General features: G+C 67.0%; 15 protein-coding genes. 13 read left to right on the forward strand and 2 right to left on the reverse strand.

What is annotated here, in order from left to right; translation table 11 throughout:
- Positions 1-30 precede the first annotated feature (30 nt).
- The 5 genes from fabZ to U5O44_RS20330 are packed head-to-tail and all read left to right on the forward strand — an operon-like array spanning position 31 to position 3853.
- Entirely contained in the window at positions 31-468 is a 438-nt protein-coding gene (gene fabZ / locus U5O44_RS20310; RefSeq protein WP_322590545.1) for a 3-hydroxyacyl-ACP dehydratase FabZ, read from the forward strand.
- Positions 469-487: 19 nt separating this feature from the next.
- A complete protein-coding gene (lpxA, locus tag U5O44_RS20315; protein WP_322590198.1) occupies positions 488-1276 on the forward strand; it encodes an acyl-ACP--UDP-N-acetylglucosamine O-acyltransferase in 789 nt (262 codons plus the stop codon).
- A gap of 15 nt (positions 1277-1291) precedes the next feature.
- Positions 1292-2440 (forward strand): lipid-A-disaccharide synthase, encoded by a 1149-nt coding sequence (gene lpxB / locus U5O44_RS20320; RefSeq protein WP_322590199.1) that lies wholly within the window; start codon positions 1292-1294, stop codon positions 2438-2440.
- The gene (gene rnhB / locus U5O44_RS20325) at positions 2412-3077 is read left to right on the forward strand and encodes a ribonuclease HII (protein ID WP_322590200.1); all 666 of its coding nucleotides are present in this window, start codon (positions 2412-2414) and stop codon (positions 3075-3077) included. The genes lpxB and rnhB overlap by 29 nt, the downstream gene beginning before the upstream one ends.
- Positions 3074-3853 (forward strand): TrmH family RNA methyltransferase, encoded by a 780-nt coding sequence (locus tag U5O44_RS20330; protein ID WP_322590201.1) that lies wholly within the window; start codon positions 3074-3076, stop codon positions 3851-3853. Before rnhB ends, U5O44_RS20330 begins: the two co-directional genes overlap by 4 nt.
- A 17-nt stretch (positions 3854-3870) precedes the next feature.
- Here U5O44_RS20330 and U5O44_RS20335 read toward each other — a convergent pair whose 3' ends face one another.
- Together U5O44_RS20335 and ppsR are read right to left on the reverse strand one after the other, a co-directional pair.
- Positions 3871-5466 (reverse strand): ATP-binding protein, encoded by a 1596-nt coding sequence (locus U5O44_RS20335; RefSeq protein WP_322590202.1) that lies wholly within the window; start codon positions 5464-5466, stop codon positions 3871-3873.
- 42 nt (positions 5467-5508) lie between these two features.
- Positions 5509-6330: a posphoenolpyruvate synthetase regulatory kinase/phosphorylase PpsR gene (gene ppsR / locus U5O44_RS20340; RefSeq protein ID WP_322590203.1), complete on the reverse strand. Its 822-nt coding sequence runs from the start codon at positions 6328-6330 to the stop codon at positions 5509-5511.
- Positions 6331-6562: 232 nt separating this feature from the next.
- Here ppsR and ppsA point away from each other — a divergent pair, with 232 nt between their 5' ends.
- From ppsA to dnaB, 8 genes are all read left to right on the forward strand, one after another.
- Positions 6563-8965 (forward strand): phosphoenolpyruvate synthase, encoded by a 2403-nt coding sequence (gene ppsA / locus U5O44_RS20345; RefSeq protein WP_322590204.1) that lies wholly within the window; start codon positions 6563-6565, stop codon positions 8963-8965.
- A gap of 177 nt (positions 8966-9142) precedes the next feature.
- Positions 9143-9424, forward strand: a complete 282-nt coding sequence (locus U5O44_RS20350) for a DUF4212 domain-containing protein (protein WP_322590205.1) — start codon at positions 9143-9145, stop codon at positions 9422-9424.
- Positions 9417-11528 (forward strand): sodium:solute symporter family protein, encoded by a 2112-nt coding sequence (locus U5O44_RS20355; RefSeq protein WP_322590206.1) that lies wholly within the window; start codon positions 9417-9419, stop codon positions 11526-11528. Before U5O44_RS20350 ends, U5O44_RS20355 begins: the two co-directional genes overlap by 8 nt.
- A 112-nt stretch (positions 11529-11640) precedes the next feature.
- The gene (rpsF, locus tag U5O44_RS20360; protein ID WP_322590207.1) at positions 11641-12009 is read left to right on the forward strand and encodes a 30S ribosomal protein S6; all 369 of its coding nucleotides are present in this window, start codon (positions 11641-11643) and stop codon (positions 12007-12009) included.
- 2 nt (positions 12010-12011) lie between these two features.
- A complete protein-coding gene (gene priB / locus U5O44_RS20365; RefSeq protein ID WP_322590208.1) occupies positions 12012-12347 on the forward strand; it encodes a primosomal replication protein N in 336 nt (111 codons plus the stop codon).
- Positions 12348-12356: 9 nt separating this feature from the next.
- On the forward strand, positions 12357-12641 hold the full coding sequence (gene rpsR, locus U5O44_RS20370; protein WP_179635080.1) for a 30S ribosomal protein S18: 285 nt from the start codon (positions 12357-12359) through the stop codon (positions 12639-12641).
- Positions 12642-12651: 10 nt separating this feature from the next.
- On the forward strand, positions 12652-13104 hold the full coding sequence (rplI, locus tag U5O44_RS20375; RefSeq protein ID WP_322590209.1) for a 50S ribosomal protein L9: 453 nt from the start codon (positions 12652-12654) through the stop codon (positions 13102-13104).
- A 112-nt stretch (positions 13105-13216) separates the two neighbouring features.
- Complete coding sequence (dnaB, locus tag U5O44_RS20380; RefSeq protein ID WP_322590546.1) at positions 13217-15688, forward strand: replicative DNA helicase; 2472 nt, start codon at positions 13217-13219, stop codon at positions 15686-15688.
- Positions 15689-15796: the final 108 nt, after the last annotated feature.

Here is a 15796-nt window from a genome sequence, read left to right on the forward strand (position 1 = left end):
ACCGAGACCCCCGCTCCGGTCCTGCTCAAGATGGACATCCACCAGATCCTCAAGAAGCTGCCGCACCGCTACCCGATCCTGCTGGTCGACCGCGTGCTGGAGATCGAGCTGGGCAAGCGCATCAAGGCGCTCAAGAACGTGTCCATCAACGAGCCGATCTTCCTGGGCCACTTTCCGCACCGTCCGGTGATGCCGGGCGTGATGATCCTGGAGGCGCTGGCGCAGGCGTCGGCGCTGCTGTCGTTTGCCACGATGGGCGAAGACCCGGGCGAGGACACGGTGGTGTATTTCGCGGGCATCGACGGCGCACGCTTCAAGCGCCCGGTCGAGCCGGGCGACCAGCTCATCCTCGAATCGACGCTGGAGCGCGCCAAGGGCGGCATCTTCAAGTACAAGGCCCGCGCCACGGTCAACGGCGAACTCGCCACCGAGGCCGAGCTGATGTGCACGATGCGCAAGATCGCCTGACCGACCCCCGGCCCAGCGCATGACCAGCATCCACCCCACCGCGATCATCGACCCCGCGGCCCGCCTGCACCCCTCGGTCGAGGTCGGCCCCTACTCGATCATCGGCGCCCATGTCAGCCTCGGTGAAGGCACCCGCGTCGGCCCGCACTGCGTGATCGACGGCCACACGACGATTGGCCGCGACAACCGCTTCTACCCGTTCTGCGCGATCGGCTCCGATCCGCAGGACAAGAAGTACGCGGGCGAGCCGACCCGGCTGGAGATCGGCGACTGCAACACCTTCCGCGAGTCCTGCACCGTCTCGACCGGCACGACGCAGGACGAAGGCGTCACCCGCATTGGCGACGACAACTGGCTGATGGCCTATGTCCACATCGCCCACGACTGCCGCATCGGCAGCCACACCATCATGGCCAACGTCACCACGCTGGCCGGGCATGTGCAGGTGGGCGACTGGGCCATCATCGGCGGCCTGACCGGCATCCACCAGTTCAGCCGCGTCGGCGCCCACGCGATGGCCGGCTTCGCCTCGCGCATCGCGCAGGACGTGCCGCCGTTTGTCATGGTCGCGGGCAACCCCTGCGAGGCGCACGGCTTCAACCAGGAAGGCCTGAAGCGCCGTGGTTTCAGCGCCGAGCGCATCGGCATCGTCAAGCAGATGTACCGCGCGCTCTACCGCAAGAGCCTGACGCTGGAGGCGGCCAAGGCCGAGATCGAGGCGCTGCTCGGCACCGTGCCGGATGCGGACGGCGAGGTGCGGCGGATGCTGGACTTCCTGGCGCACGCGCCCCGCGGCATCGTCCGCTGAACGCGGTTTGACACCATGAACACGACCGATCCGCGCCTGGCGCTGGTGGCCGGCGAGGCGTCGGGGGATCTGCTGGCTGGCCTGTTGCTGGGCGGGCTGAAGCAGCGCTGGCCCGCGCTGCAGTCCGCGGGCATTGGCGGGCCGCAGATGGCGCGCCACGGCTTCGAGGCGTGGTGGCCGTATGACCTGCTGGCGGTGCACGGTTACAGCGTCGAGCTGCTGTGGCGGCTGCGCCGGCTGTTCGCGATGCGCACCGCGCTGGGCGACCGGCTGCTGAAGGAGCGCCCGGACGCGTTCATCGGGGTCGATGCACCGGATTTCAACCTCGGTCTCGAAACGCGCCTGAAGAAGGCGGGGATCAAGACGATCCACTTCGTCAGCCCGTCGATCTGGGCCTGGCGCGGCAACCGCATCCACAAGATCCGGGCGGCCGTGGACCATGTGTTGTGCCTGTTCCCCTTCGAGCCCGAGCTGTACCAGCGTGCGGGCATCGCCGCGACCTATGTCGGCCACCCGCTGGCGGACGCGATCCCGATGGAAGTGCCCCGCGCGGCGGCCCGCGCCGCGATGAACCTCGCCGAGGACACCACTGTGATCGCGCTGCTGCCCGGCAGCCGGCGCAGCGAGATCCGCTACATCCTGCCGAGCCTGCTGGGGGCGGCGGCGCTGCTGGCCAAGGAGCGACCGGGGCTGCAGTTCGTGCTGCCGGCGATGCGCGGCGTGCGCGATCTGGTCGATCCGCTGGTGGCGAAGTTCGCCGGGCAGATCGACTTGCAGGTGACCGACGGCCGCTCGCACGAGGCGCTGGCCGCCTGCGACCTGACGCTGATCGCCAGCGGCACGGCCACGCTCGAAGCCGCGCTGTTCAAGCGCCCGATGGTCATCACCTACAACATGCACTGGCTGTCGTGGCTGCGCATGAAGCGCATGGCCTACCAGCCCTGGGTGGGGCTGCCGAACATCCTGTCGCGCGGCTTTGTCGTGCCCGAGTTGCTGCAGGACTCCTGCACGCCCGAGGCGCTGGCCCAGGCCGCCGGGCAATGGCTGGACAGCCCCGCGCGCTGCGAGGGCGTGCGCCAGCGTTTCACCGAACTGCACCACCTGCTGCGCCAGGACATGGCGCGACGAGCCACCGATGCCATCGCGCAGATCCTCGGCCGCTGAGCCGCCGCCCTTCATCAGCGAGCAGTTTGCGCTGAGCTTCGACCGCCCCGGCCTGATCGCGGGCGTGGACGAGGCCGGGCGCGGGCCGCTGGCCGGGCCGGTCGTGGCCGCGGCCGTGATCCTCGACGACCTGCAGCCCATCGCTGGGCTCGCCGACTCGAAAGTGCTCACGGCGAAGCGGCGCGAGCGCCTGTTCGACGAGATCCGCGCCAAGGCGCTGGCCTGTTGCATCGCCGAGGCGACGGTCGAGGAGATCGACCAGCTCAACATCCTGCACGCGACGATGCTGGCGATGCGCCGCGCCGTCGAGGGGCTGCGGCTGCGGCCGGTGAAGGTGCTGGTCGACGGCAACCGCATCCCGACGCTGCGCATCCCCGCCGAGGCCATCGTCAAGGGCGACGCCAAGGTGCAGGCCATCTCGGCGGCGTCGATCCTCGCCAAGGTCCACCGCGACCACCTCTGCGCCGAGCTGCACGCCCGCTTTCCCCACTACGGCTTCGATGTCCACAAGGGCTACCCGACCGCCGCCCACCTGTCGCTGCTGCGCGAACACGGCCCCTGCGAGCAGCACCGCCGCTCCTATGCGCCGGTCCGTGCCGCCGCCTTGCTGCACACGCCCGCACACCCGACCCGATGAAAGAACCTCGCCACATCACCTCCCGCAGCAGCCCGCTGGTCAAGGATCTGCGCCGGCTCGCCCAGGAGCCGGGCGCGTACCGCAAGCTCGGCCTCGTCTGGCTGGAGGGGGATCACCTGTGCCGCGCCTTCCTGGCACGCGGCGGGCGGCCTCGGCAGGCGGTGATCGGCGCGAGCGCCTGGCTGCAGCCCGGCCCGCGCGAGCTGGCGCTGCAGGCCGCCGAGATCAGCGTGCTCGACGACAGCCTGCTGCCCGAGGTCAGCTCGCTGGAGTCGCCCGCGCCGATCGGCTTCCTCATCGACGGTCCCGCCAAGGGACAGGCGCCGCTGGCCGGTGTGGCCACCGTGGTGCTGGACCGGCTGCAGGATCCCGGCAACGTCGGCACCATCCTGCGCAGCGCGGCCGCACTCGGCGTGAAGCAGGTGCTGACGATGAAGGGCAGTGCCGGCCTGTGGTCGCCGAAGGTGCTGCGCGCCGGCATGGGCGCGCACTTCGCCTTGCATCTGGTCGAGGGCGTGATCGTGAGCGAACTCGACTCGCTCGGCGTCACGCTCATCGCCACCAGCTCACACGCGGCGCAGGCGCTGCATGAGCTGACGCTGCCCGCGCCCTGCGCCTGGGTCTTCGGCCACGAAGGGCAGGGCGTCGCCGAGCCGCTGATGCAGCGCTGCGGCCTGACGGTGCGCATTCCGCAGCCCGGCGGCGAGGAGTCGCTCAACGTGGCGGCGGCAACCGCCATCTGTCTCTACGAATCGGCGCGGCAGGGGCTGGCCTGATCCTGGGGTCTCCGCCGTCACCCCAGCGTCTCGCCCGCAAAGCCCACAAGGTTGCGCGCCGCGCGACTGAACTCGATCCCGACCAGATGCACAGGCTCGCCCCGGCCGAGGTACTTGTCGGCGTAGCCCATCGCCTTGATCTGGCGCAGCGCCTCGCCCGTGGCGTTCGGGCCGTCGATGACCTTGAACTCGAAGACGAAGACCTGTTGCTGGAACAACAGGGCCATGTCGATGCGGCCGTGGTTGGTCGAGTCCTCCAGCCGGATGTCCAGGCCCAGCGCGGCGAAGTGGCTGTAGAAGACGCTGGCGTAGTGGCCTTCGAAGCCGGCCAGTGGGTTGTTGCGGTACCAGTCGTGCGGGATGCTTGCGAACAGGGCGTGCAGGACGCCTTCGAGCGCGGGCAGGTTGCCGGTCTTGAGGGCTTCGACCAAGCGCGACCGACCCACAGCCAACGAGGAGGCCGGCACCCCGTAGACGGGCAGCAGCACGTTGTTCAGGCTGGCCTCGACTTCGCGGTTCGGGTAGCCCAGCGTGTACTGCCACTGCCCGAGCACCAACTCCTGCGTGTCGTGGATGGTGAGGTAGCCGGTCTGGAACAGCAGGGCTTCGGTGCTGAGGTGGTCCACGTCGAAGGTGGAAAGGAGTTCGTCATCGCTGTAGAGGCGGCTCAGGTCGGGGGTGAAGCACTGGCGCTCGGCGAGCAGGTCGATGAGGAAGGTGGGGGTGCCGGTGCGGAACCAGTAGGGCTGGAACTCGCGGTTCTGGAACAGCAGCAGCAGGTCGAAGGGGTTGTAGACACGCGTGCCGCGCCAGTTGTAGCCGTTGTACCAACGCCGGACCTGCTCGCGGTCCAGCCCCGGCAGTTCGGGGGCGAAGACGGTGTCCACGTCCTCGTCCGTGTAGCCGCACAGGGCGCTCCAGCGGGGCGTGAGGGTGATGTCTTGGAGGTGGTTCAACCCGGAAAACAAGCTGACCTTGCTGAACTTGGACACGCCGGTGAGGAAGACGAACTTGAGGTGCTCGTCGGCGTCCTTGAGCACGGAGTACAGGCTCTGCAGCGCATCCCGGATGGCGCGGGCGATCTCGGGGCTGGCGAGGTTGTCGAGGATGGGCTTGTCGTATTCGTCGATCAGCACGACGACGCGCTGGCCGTGCCGCTGGCGCGCCAGGCGGATGAGGGCGGCGAAGCGGCCGGTGAGGGTCTGGGCGCTGCCGAGGGTGTCCAGGCCGAGCCGTTCGCGGTGCTCATCGAGCATTTCGGCGATGCGCTGCTCCAGCTCGGCGCGGTCGCGCATGCGGCCCCCGCCGAAGCTGATGCGGATGACGGGATTGGGCCGAGACCAGTCCCAGCGCGAGTCGGCCGCCAGACCAGTGAACAGCGCCCGGTTGCCCTCGAAGAGTTCCTTGAGGGTATCGACGAGCAGGCTCTTGCCGAAGCGACGCGGGCGGCTGAGGAAGAACGCCTTGCCCGAGGCGACGAGGTCGCAGACCAGCCCGGTCTTGTCCACGTAGTAATGGCCTTCCTCGCGCAGTTCGCGCAAGGTCTGGAGGCCGATGGGCAGCTTGCGGCGGGGCGGGGGTGAAGCAGTGGTGGCGTCATGCAGCGTGTCCATGGCCACGATCATGACGCACCGCCGCGTGGATCGGGCTGCCCGTCAGTAAATCAGTCGGTCCGGCCGGATGTCGCGCAGGATCGTCGTGGCGATCTCCTCGATCGACTTGTGGGTCGAGGACAGCCAGGCAATCCCCTCGCGCTTCATCATCCGCTCGGCCTCGTTGATCTCGGCGCGGCAGTTCTCCAGCGCGGCGTACTTGCTGCCCGGGCGGCGTTCGTTGCGGATCTGGCTCAGGCGGTCGGCGTCGATGGTCAGGCCGAAGCACTTGCGCTTGTGCGGCTTGAGCATGGTGGGCAGGCTGTCGCGCTCGAAATCCTCGGGGATCAGCGGGCAGTTGGCGGCCTTGATGCCGTGCTGCATCGCCAGGTACAGCGAGGTCGGCGTCTTGCCGCAGCGGCTCACGCCCACCAGGATCACGTCTGCCTCGGCCAGGTTGCGCGCCGACTGGCCGTCGTCGTGGGCGAGCGAGAAGTTGATCGCCTCGATGCGGTCGTGGTATTCCTGACTCTTGGCCACATCGGAGAAGCGGCCGACACGGTGGTTGCTCTTGAGGCCGAGTTCGACCTCGATCGGCTCGACGAAGGTGCGGAACATGTCCAGCACCAGGGCGTTGGTGCAGCGCGTCAGCCGCTCCCGCACCACTTCGTTGGCCAGCGTGATGAACACGATGGGACGCACGCCTTCTTGCCCGGCGACGGTGTTGATCTCTTCCACCACCAGGTCGGCCTTGTCCTCCGAATCGATGAACGGCCGGCGCACATGGCGGTGACGGGATGGAAACTGGGCGAGGATGGACTTGCCGAAGGTCTCTGCGGTGATGCCGGTGCCGTCGGAGACGAAGAAGACTGTGCGATTGGGCATGGGTTCTGCGTGTTGGCGCGTAAGGGTACAGATGAGGTACATCATAGGCCGCGTCACCCTTAGAATCTGCGCCAACACGCCGATCCGTCATGCGCCCCTCGACACCCCTCACGCACGCACAACATCCAGAAAGCGGATGCGTGTCGAGCCGCGCCCCTCGCCGCCAGCGCCCCGATGCGCGCCCAGGGATCACCGGATCGGCTCCAGGTTTTTTACATCATGGAGCTTTGTCATGTCTTCTTCCCCTCTGGCGACCGCCCTGGTAGTTCCCTTCGAACACCTGCGCATGACCGACGTCGACACGGTCGGCGGCAAGAACTCTTCCCTCGGTGAAATGATCAGCCAGCTCGCGGCCTCCGGCGTGCGCGTGCCGGGTGGTTTCGCCACGACCGCCCATGCGTTCCGCGAGTTCCTGACCGCGAGCCACCTGACCGAGAAGATCAACGCCCGCCTCGACGCGCTGGACACGGACGATGTGCGCGCGCTGGCCGAAGCGGGGGCCGAGATCCGCGGCTGGGTCGAGTCCGCGCCGTTCCCGGCCGACTTCGAGGCGCAGATCCGCGCCGAGTTCGACAAGCTGACCGCCGGCAACCCCGGTGCGTCGTTTGCCGTGCGCTCCTCCGCCACCGCGGAAGACCTGCCCGACGCTTCGTTTGCCGGCCAGCAGGAGTCCTTCCTGAACGTCGTCGGCATCGACGCCGTGCTGCACAAGATCCGCGAAGTCTTCGCGTCGCTCTACAACGACCGCGCCATCTCCTACCGCGTCCACAAGGGCTTCGCGCACGCCGACGTGGCCCTGTCGGCCGGCATCCAGCGCATGGTCCGCTCCGACCTGGGCGCGGCGGGCGTGATGTTCACGATGGACACCGAGTCCGGCTTCCAGGATGTCGTCTTCATCACCTCCAGCTACGGCCTGGGCGAGACGGTGGTGCAGGGCGCCGTGAACCCGGACGAGTTCTATGTCCACAAGCCGACGCTGCGCAACGGCAAGGCCGCCGTGATCCGCCGCAACCTGGGCTCCAAGCTGATCCGCATGGAGTTCGCGACGCCCGAGGAGAAGGCCGCCACCGGCAAGCTGGTGCGCACCGTGGACACGCCGCCCGAGATGCGCAACCGCTACTCGCTGACCGACGCCGACGTGACCGAACTGGCCCGCTACGCGCTGATCATCGAGAAGCACTACGGCCGCCCGATGGACATCGAGTGGGGCAAGGACGGCGGCGACGGGCAGATCTACATTCTGCAGGCGCGTCCCGAGACCGTGAAGAGCCAGATGGCCGGCAAGGTCGAGCACCGCTACAAGCTCAAGAGCAGCACCGACCGCACCATCCTCGCCGAAGGCCGCGCCATCGGCCAGAAGATCGGCACCGGCCCGGTGCGCCTGGTCCACTCGATCGCCGAGATGGGGCGCGTGCAGCCCGGCGATGTGCTGGTCACCGACATGACCGACCCGAACTGGGAGCCGGTGATGAAGCGCGCTGCTGCCATCGTCACCAACCGTGGCGGGCGTACCTGCCACGCGGCCATCATCGCCCGTGAACTGGGCATCCCGGCGGTGGTCGGCTGCGGCGATGCGACCGAGCACCTGAAGGACGGCCAGCTCGTCACCGTGGCGTGCTCGGAAGGCGACACCGGCTTCATCTACGACGGCCTGCTCGACATGGAGGTCAGCGAGGTGCAGCGCGGCGAGCTGCCGTACTCGCCGGTCAAGATCATGATGAACGTGGGCAACCCGCAGCTCGCGTTCGACTTCTGCCAGATGCCGAACTCGGGCGTGGGCCTCGCGCGCCTCGAATTCATCATCAACAACAACATCGGCGTCCACCCGAAGGCGATCCTCGACTACCCGAACATCGACTCCGACCTGAAGAAGGCGGTCGAGTCGGTGGCGCGTGGTCACGCCAGCCCGCGGGCGTTCTACGTCGACAAGCTGGTCGAAGGCATCTCGACCATCGCCGCGGCCTTCTGGCCGAAGCCGGTGATCGTGCGCCTGTCGGACTTCAAGTCCAACGAGTACCGCAAGCTGATCGGCGGCAGCCGCTACGAGCCGGAAGAAGAGAACCCGATGCTGGGCTTCCGCGGCGCGGCGCGCTATGTGAGCGCCGAGTTCGGCGAGGCGTTCGCGATGGAGTGCGAGGCGATGCGCCGCGTGCGCGGTGACATGGGCCTGACCAACGTCGAGATCATGGTCCCGTTCGTGCGCACGCTGAAGCAGGCCGAGCGTGTGGTCGGCATGCTGGCGGACCAGGGACTCAAGCGCGGTCAGGACGGGCTGCGCCTGATCATGATGTGCGAGATCCCGAGCAACGCGATCCTGGCCGAGCAGTACCTGGAGTTCTTCGACGGCATGTCGATCGGCTCGAACGACCTGACCCAGTTGACGCTGGGCCTGGACCGCGACTCGGGTCTGGAGATCCTTGCCGCCGACTTCGACGAGCGTGATCCGGCGGTGAAGGCGCTGATCGCCCGGGCGATCGCCGCGTGCCGCGCGCACGGCAAGTACATCGGCATCTGCGGTCAGGGCCCCAGCGACCACCCCGACTTCGCTGACTGGCTGGCGCAGGAGGGCATCGTGTCGATCTCGCTGAACCCGGACTCCGTCGTCGAGACCTGGCAGCGCCTGGCCAAGCGCTGACCGAGACCCGCCGCCGCAGCCCGCCACGGCTGCGTCGCTCCTCCGCTGCTGCAGCCCACCGGTTCCGGTGGGCTGTTTGTCGTGCGCTGCTTCACCGGGCCTCGGGGGGGCGTCTCGGTGTCAATCCTGTAGCGGGGCTGACAGCAGCTGCGCACAATGCACGCCTGAGGTGACCGAATGCACGAACACAAGCCGCAAGCGCGCCAGAAAAGAAGCTACTGGCAACGGGTATGCCTGTGGACTGCACTGGGGTTGGCGCTGTGGCTGGGCGTCACCTTCGGTGTGGCCTGGTGGGCCCACGCGATGGACGCCTGGCGCGTCGGCAGAATGCCTGCCGGCTACTGGTGGGCCACGCAGGGCGCGATCGGTGTCTATCTGCTGATCATCGTGGTGCATGGCTGGTTGATGGACCGGCTGGAGCGCGAAGTGCTGACCGAGGCCGACCGGCACCATGGCTGATCCGGTGCTGGGGGCGTCGGAAGAAACGCGGGTGTTCACGCGGGTGCTGTCCCGCCGCTACGGTTTTTACACGCTGGGGGTGCTGGTCTTCATTCTGGGCCTGGGGGTGCTGGAGCGGATGGGCTGGCCGCGCAGCTGGATCGGCGGCACTTTCCTGATCGCGACCGTGGTGGTGTACGCCGCCATCGGCCTGATGTCGCGGACGACCGACGAGTCCGAGTACTACGTGGCGGGTCGGCGTGTGCCCGCGGTCTTCAACGGCATGGCCACCGCGGCCGACTGGATGTCGGCGGCGTCCTTCATCGGTACTGCGGGGGTGCTCTACCTGCAAGGGTTTGCCGGGCTGGCCTACATCCTGGGCTGGACGGGTGGCTATTGTCTGGTGGCCTTGCTGCTCGCGCCGTACCTGCGGCGTCTGGGCTGCTTCACGATTCCCGAGTTCCTGGGTGCCCGCTATGGCGGCGAGTTGCCGCGGCTGGTCGGCGTCGTGGCCGTGGCGCTGGTGTCCTTCGTCTACGTGGTGGTGCAGATCTACGGCGTCGGGCTCATCACCTCGCACCTCACCGGCTTCAGCTTCGACATCGGCATCTTCGTCGGTCTGGGCGGTGTGCTGGTGTGTTCCTTCCTCGGCGGCATGCGGGCGGTGACCTGGACGCAGGTGGCGCAGTACATCATCCTGATCCTGGCGTACCTGACGCCGGTGGTCTGGATGTCGCTGAACCAGACCGGGAGTCCCTTCCCGCTCTTCTCCTACGGGCAGCAGCTCGAACACGTGACCCAGCGCGAGGAAGTGCTGAAGAAGGACCAGGCCGAGCTGACCGTGATCCGTCAGCTGCAGGTCCGTGCCGACGACGCGCTGCGCAAGCTCGATGACGTGCGGCAGGCGATGGTCGACGATGCCGAAACCCTGGCGGCACAGGTCAAGGCGCTGCAGGCCGGGGATGCGGCACCCGCGCAGGTGCAGCAGGCGGAGCGGCGTCTGCTGAGCCGCCCGCAGACCGAAGCCGAGGCCCGTGCCGCCTACCAGCAGGAGTATGACGACGCCCGCCAGCGCGCCCTCCCGCTGGGAGGCATGCCGCCGCAAGCGCAGCCGATCGCCGCAGGCAATCCGCAGGGGGATGCAGCCGCCCGCGAGGCCTACGAGGTCGGTCGGCGCAACTTTCTGGCGCTGGTGCTGTGCCTGATGCTGGGCACGGCGGCGATGCCCCATGTCCTGACCCGCTACTACACGACCCCGTCGGTCAGCGAAGCCCGCCGATCGGTCGGCTGGTCGCTGTTCTTCATCGCCTTGCTCTACCTGGCGGCACCGGCGCTGGCCGTGATGGTCAAGTACGAGGTGTTCACCAATCTGGTCGGCATGCCCTTCGACGAGCTGCCGGGCTGGATCCGCCGCTGGTCCAAGCTGGACCCGACCCTGGTGTCGGTCGAGGACATCAACGGGGATGGCCTGCTGCAGCTGGCCGAGCTGCACCTCGGCGGTGACGTGATCGTGCTGGCTGCGCCGGAGATCGGCGGCTTGCCGCTGGTGGTGACCTATCTGGTGGCCGCCGGCGGTCTGGCTGCGGCGCTGTCCACGGCGGACGGGCTGCTGCTGACCATCTCGAACGCCCTGTCCCACGATCTGTACTACCGGCTCGTCAACCCGCGCGCGCCTGCCATGCGGCGCGTGATGCTGTCGAAGTTCCTGGTGCTGGTCGTGGCGCTGGCGGCGGCGTTCATCGCCTCGATGCGCTTCGCCGACATCCTGCAGTTCGTCTCTGCGGCCTTTTCCCTCGCGGCCGCAACCTTCTTTCCCGCCTTGGTGCTGGGAATCTTCTGGCAACGCGCCAACCGGACCGGTGCGGTACTGGGCATGCTGTCCGGGCTGGGCGTGTGCAGCTACTACATGGTCACCAACCACGAACTGCTGCGCCGTCTGTTCGGTGTCACCCGGCCCTTGCAGGACTGTGCGTGGTGGGGCATCGAGCCGATCGCGGCAGGGGTCTTCGGCGCGCCAGCCGGGGCACTGGTCCTGGTGATTGCCAGCCTGCTGTCGCGTCCGCCGGGGGCCGCCGAGCAGGCCGTGATCGACCGCTTGCGCACGCCGGGGTGGTCCTCGCGCTGAGCCGTGGAGACGCACCCTGCAAACGCGCTATAATCACAGGCTTTTCTCTTGCTGCACCCGTTTCTTGACGCGACAGGGCAGCTTCCGCAACCGGAACCCATGAGGAGTCTCCATGCGTCATTATGAAATCGTGCTGCTGGTCCACCCCGACCAGAGCGAACAAGTTCCAGCCATGCTGGAGCGTTACAGGACGCTGGTGGCCGCGTCGGGTGGTCAGATCCACCGCGTCGAAGACTGGGGTCGCTTCCAGTTGGCTTACCTGATCAACAAGCTGGCCAAGGCGCACTACCTGTGCCTGAACATCGAATGCAGCAAGGAAACCCTGGCTGAAATCGAGACCGGCTTCCGCTTCAACGACGCAGTCCTGCGCCACCTGACGGTTCGTCGCGACAAGGCCGAAACCGGCCCGTCGTCGATGATGAAGCGCGTGGAAAAGGAAGAAGCGCGCAAGTCGTCGTCCCAGCAGGAAACGAGCAACTGATGATGGCAGACGCCCGTCACGTCCCGATGGTCAACCAGGTGCTGCTCGCGGCCCAGGTCATCGAGCGTGCGGCGATGCGCTACACCCCGGCCGGTCTGCCGGCGCTGGATGTGCGACTGGCTCACGCCTCGCAGATCGAGCACGCCGGACACCCGAGGCAGGTCAGCGTGGAAATCCACGCGACCGCCCTGGGCGACACGGCCCGCCAGCTCGAAAGGCTGGCGATCGGCGAATCCGCGGTGTTCCACGGATTCCTGGGCAAGCAGCGCAGCGGCAAGGGCGTCATGTTCCATGTCAGTCAGCTCGACACCAGTCCCAACGTTCCAGTATTGACTTAGGAGGTTGTCATGCCCCCGCCACGTGGTAAGTTTTCCAAGGACCGCAAGGTCAAGCGCAACCAGCAATCCCTGCTGTTCAAGCGCAAGCGTTTCTGCCGCTTCACCGTCGCCGGTGTTGAATCGATCGATTACAAGGATCTCGACATCCTGCGTGATTTCGTCGGCGAGAACGGCAAGATCACCCCGGCCCGCCTGACCGGCACCCGTGCGATCTACCAGCGTCAGCTGACCACCGCGATCAAGCGTGCGCGCTTCCTCGCGATGCTGCCGTACAGCGACCAGCACAAGGTCTGAGGAGTCCGGTATGCAAGTGATCCTGCTCGAAAAAGTGGCCAACCTCGGCACCCTGGGTGACGTGGTCAAGGTCAAGGACGGCTACGCCCGCAATTTCCTGATCCCGACCGGTGCTGCACGTCGTGCCACCGAAAAGGCCATCAAGGAATTCGAAGTCCGCCGTGCCGAACTCGAAAAAGTGCTGGCCGACAAGCTGGCTGCCGCTCAGGCCGAAGGCGAAAAGCTGGCTGGCAAGACCGTGACGATCGCCCAGAAGGCCGGCGTCGACGGCCGCCTGTTCGGCTCGGTGACCAACGCCGACGTCGCGGAGGCCCTCAAGGCTTCCGGTTTCGTCGTCGCCAAGTCGCAAGTCCGCATGCCCAATGGCCCGCTGAAGGTCGTTGGCTCGCAGACCGTGGCCGTGGCCCTGCACCACGACGTCGTGGTCGATGTGACCGTGGCAGTGGTGGGCGCGACGGACTGAGTCCAGTCCTTGCGCCCGCACCGTGCTTGCCACGGTGCTTCTGAAGGCCGGCTCATGCCGGCCTTTTCATTTGGTCTGTCCACGGCCCCGCCTCCCGACCTATCATCGAGCGATGTCTTCTCTGTCATCCGGATCCATGATGCCGTCCTCCCGGGGCGGTGACGACGAGGTGGCGCGCCTGCGCGTGCCTCCCCACTCGGTCGAAGCTGAGCAAAGCGTGCTGGGCGGCCTGTTGCTCGACAACAGCGCCTCCGACCGCGCCGGTGACCTGCTCACCGACAACGATTTCTACCGCTACGAACACAAGCTGATCTACGCGGCCATCATGGCCCTCATCAGCGGCAACAAGCCCGCCGACGTGATCACGGTGTTCGAGCACCTGCAGAGCCTGGGCAAGTCCGACGACGTGGGCGGTCTGGGCTATCTGAACGCGCTGGCCAACAGCGTGCCTGGCGCCGCCAACCTGCGCCGATACGCCGAGATCGTCCGCGAGCGCGCCATCCTGCGCAAGCTGGTGGAGACCAGCGACGAGATCGCCACCAAGGCGCTGAACCCGCAGGGCACGCCCGTGTCCATCATCCTCGACGAGGCGGAGAGCAAGATCTTCAAGATCGGCGAAGAGGGCTCGCGCAACAAGCAGGGCTTCCATTCGCTCGACAACCTCGTCGTGTCGCTGATCGACCGGGTGCAGGAACTCGCCGACAGCGGCGCCGGTGACGTGACTGGCGTTCCCAGCGGCTTCATCGATCTGGACCGGATGACGGCGGGGTTTCAGGGAGGGGATCTGATCATCCTGGCGGCACGGCCGTCGATGGGGAAGGCGCAGCCGCTGGAGGCCCGGGTGCGCACCCGCGGTGGCTGGAAGGCGATGGGCGAATTGGCGGTGGGTGACGCGCTGGCCTCTGTGGATGGCTGGCCGTCGATCGTCACTGGTGTCTACCCGCAGGGCGTTCGTCAGGTCTACCGAATCACGTGCTCGGATGGTCGATCGACCGAGTGTTGTGCGGAACATCTCTGGCGCGTGTCTTCGCGGTACTGGAAGGCGCCGCGGGTCGTGTCTACAGCCGACTTGATCGGCCTGCTTCGGTCCAAGCGCCACCAGTCCCGACTCTGGATTGACCGAGCCAGTGGCGACTTTGGACACCATGATCCATTGCCCGTGGATCCCTGGGTACTCGGCGCGTTGCTGGGGGATGGCGGACTCTCGGGCACAGGCAGCATTCGATTCTCGACGGCGTCCACCCAGATGTGCGCGCTGATGTCGGCGCGGGTTGGCGACGGCATGGTGATGACCGAGGCTGGAGGCTACGACTACCGGATCGTGCGACAGGACCGCGGCCATGTCGCAGGCTTGACTGGTACGCAGCCGAATCCCTTGCGCCTGGCGTTGGAGTCGCTTGGTGTATCTGGCCTGTCCAGTGCGCACAAGTTCGTGCCTCGCAGCTATCTGGAGGCCCATCGGGACGCTCGTCTGGATGTGCTGCGCGGGCTGCTCGACACCGATGGCTGGGTGGAGCAGTGGGGCAGCATTCGCTTTTCGACGTCGAGCCGGCAACTGGCCGACGATGTGGCGGAACTGGTGCGTTCGCTCGGCGGCTGGTGCTCGATCACGGCCAAGCAACCGCATTTCACGAACGCGGCCGGTGAGCGGGTGCCAGGATTGCCGGCCCATGTCTGCCACATCAGCCACCCGGAACCGCAGAGCCTATTCCTCCTCTCGGAAAAGCAGGCCCGTGCGCCAGCGGCCTGGACGCGACAGAAGCGCCTGACCATCACCTCGATCGAGCCGACCCGCGAGACTGCCTGTCAATGCATCTCCGTCAGCCACCCTGACCGGCTGTACATCACCGACCAGGACATCGTCACCCACAACACGGCCTTCGCGCTCAACATCGCCGAACATGTCGCCGTCAAGGAGCGCAAGCCGGTCGTCGTGTTCTCCATGGAAATGGGTGCGTCCCAGTTGGCGCTGCGGATGGTCGGCTCGCTCGGGCGCATCGACCAGCAGCACCTGCGCACCGGGGCGCTGAACGATGACGAGTGGGGGCGCCTGTCCGAGGTGCTGGACCTGCTGCATGGCGTGCACCTGTTCATCGACGAGACGCCCGCGCTGACGCCGGGTGAGGTGCGGGCGCGGGCGCGTCGACAGGCGCGGCAGTTCGGGCAGCTCGGCCTGATCGTGGTGGACTACCTGCAGCTCATGAGCGGCTCCGGCTCCAGCAGCGGTGAAAACCGGGCGACTGAGATCAGCGAGATCTCGCGGGGTCTGAAGGCGCTGGCCAAGGAGCTGCAATGCCCCGTGATCGCCTTGTCGCAGCTCAACCGGTCGGTGGAGACACGGACCGACAAGCGGCCGATGATGAGCGATCTTCGCGAATCTGGTGCTATCGAGCAGGATGCAGACGTAATTATGTTCATCTACCGAGATGATTATTATAACAAAGAGTCCAAAGAGCCCGGTGTCGCCGAGATCGTCATCGGCAAGCAGCGGAACGGCCCGGTCGGCACGGTGAAGCTCGCCTTCATGAAGCCGCTGACCAAGTTCGAGAACCTGGCGCCCGGGAGTTACGGTGGCGAATATTGAGCCCGTGATGCAGTCCGCACCGAACCTTCGGTGGTGAGGCTGCGCGGCGCGGTAAAGTGCGACGCCTTGCATTTGCCTTGCATTTCGTAACCGGACAACAGGATCGAT

It is taken from the genome of Sphaerotilus sp., assembly GCF_034519685.1.
Classification (GTDB): domain Bacteria; phylum Pseudomonadota; class Gammaproteobacteria; order Burkholderiales; family Burkholderiaceae_C; genus Sphaerotilus.

Excerpts from the sequence above, each read along its gene's own strand:
- U5O44_RS20335 (WP_322590202.1), bottom strand. The coding sequence starts at position 5,466 with ATGGACACGCTGCATGACGCCACCACTGCTTCACCCCCGCCCCGCCGC.
- U5O44_RS20330 (WP_322590201.1), top strand. The coding sequence starts at position 3,074 with ATGAAAGAACCTCGCCACATCACCTCCCGCAGCAGCCCGCTGGTCAAG.
- rpsR (WP_179635080.1), top strand. The coding sequence starts at position 12,357 with ATGCCCCCGCCACGTGGTAAGTTTTCCAAGGACCGCAAGGTCAAGCGC.
- dnaB (WP_322590546.1), top strand. The coding sequence starts at position 13,217 with ATGTCTTCTCTGTCATCCGGATCCATGATGCCGTCCTCCCGGGGCGGT.
- rpsF (WP_322590207.1), top strand. The coding sequence starts at position 11,641 with ATGCGTCATTATGAAATCGTGCTGCTGGTCCACCCCGACCAGAGCGAA.
- rplI (WP_322590209.1), top strand. The coding sequence starts at position 12,652 with ATGCAAGTGATCCTGCTCGAAAAAGTGGCCAACCTCGGCACCCTGGGT.
- ppsR (WP_322590203.1), bottom strand. The coding sequence starts at position 6,330 with ATGCCCAATCGCACAGTCTTCTTCGTCTCCGACGGCACCGGCATCACC.
- U5O44_RS20350 (WP_322590205.1), top strand. The coding sequence starts at position 9,143 with ATGCACGAACACAAGCCGCAAGCGCGCCAGAAAAGAAGCTACTGGCAA.
- rnhB (WP_322590200.1), top strand. The coding sequence starts at position 2,412 with ATGCCATCGCGCAGATCCTCGGCCGCTGAGCCGCCGCCCTTCATCAGC.
- priB (WP_322590208.1), top strand. The coding sequence starts at position 12,012 with ATGGCAGACGCCCGTCACGTCCCGATGGTCAACCAGGTGCTGCTCGCG.
- U5O44_RS20355 (WP_322590206.1), top strand. The coding sequence starts at position 9,417 with ATGGCTGATCCGGTGCTGGGGGCGTCGGAAGAAACGCGGGTGTTCACG.
- fabZ (WP_322590545.1), top strand. The coding sequence starts at position 31 with ATGGACATCCACCAGATCCTCAAGAAGCTGCCGCACCGCTACCCGATC.
- lpxB (WP_322590199.1), top strand. The coding sequence starts at position 1,292 with ATGAACACGACCGATCCGCGCCTGGCGCTGGTGGCCGGCGAGGCGTCG.
- ppsA (WP_322590204.1), top strand. The coding sequence starts at position 6,563 with ATGTCTTCTTCCCCTCTGGCGACCGCCCTGGTAGTTCCCTTCGAACAC.
- lpxA (WP_322590198.1), top strand. The coding sequence starts at position 488 with ATGACCAGCATCCACCCCACCGCGATCATCGACCCCGCGGCCCGCCTG.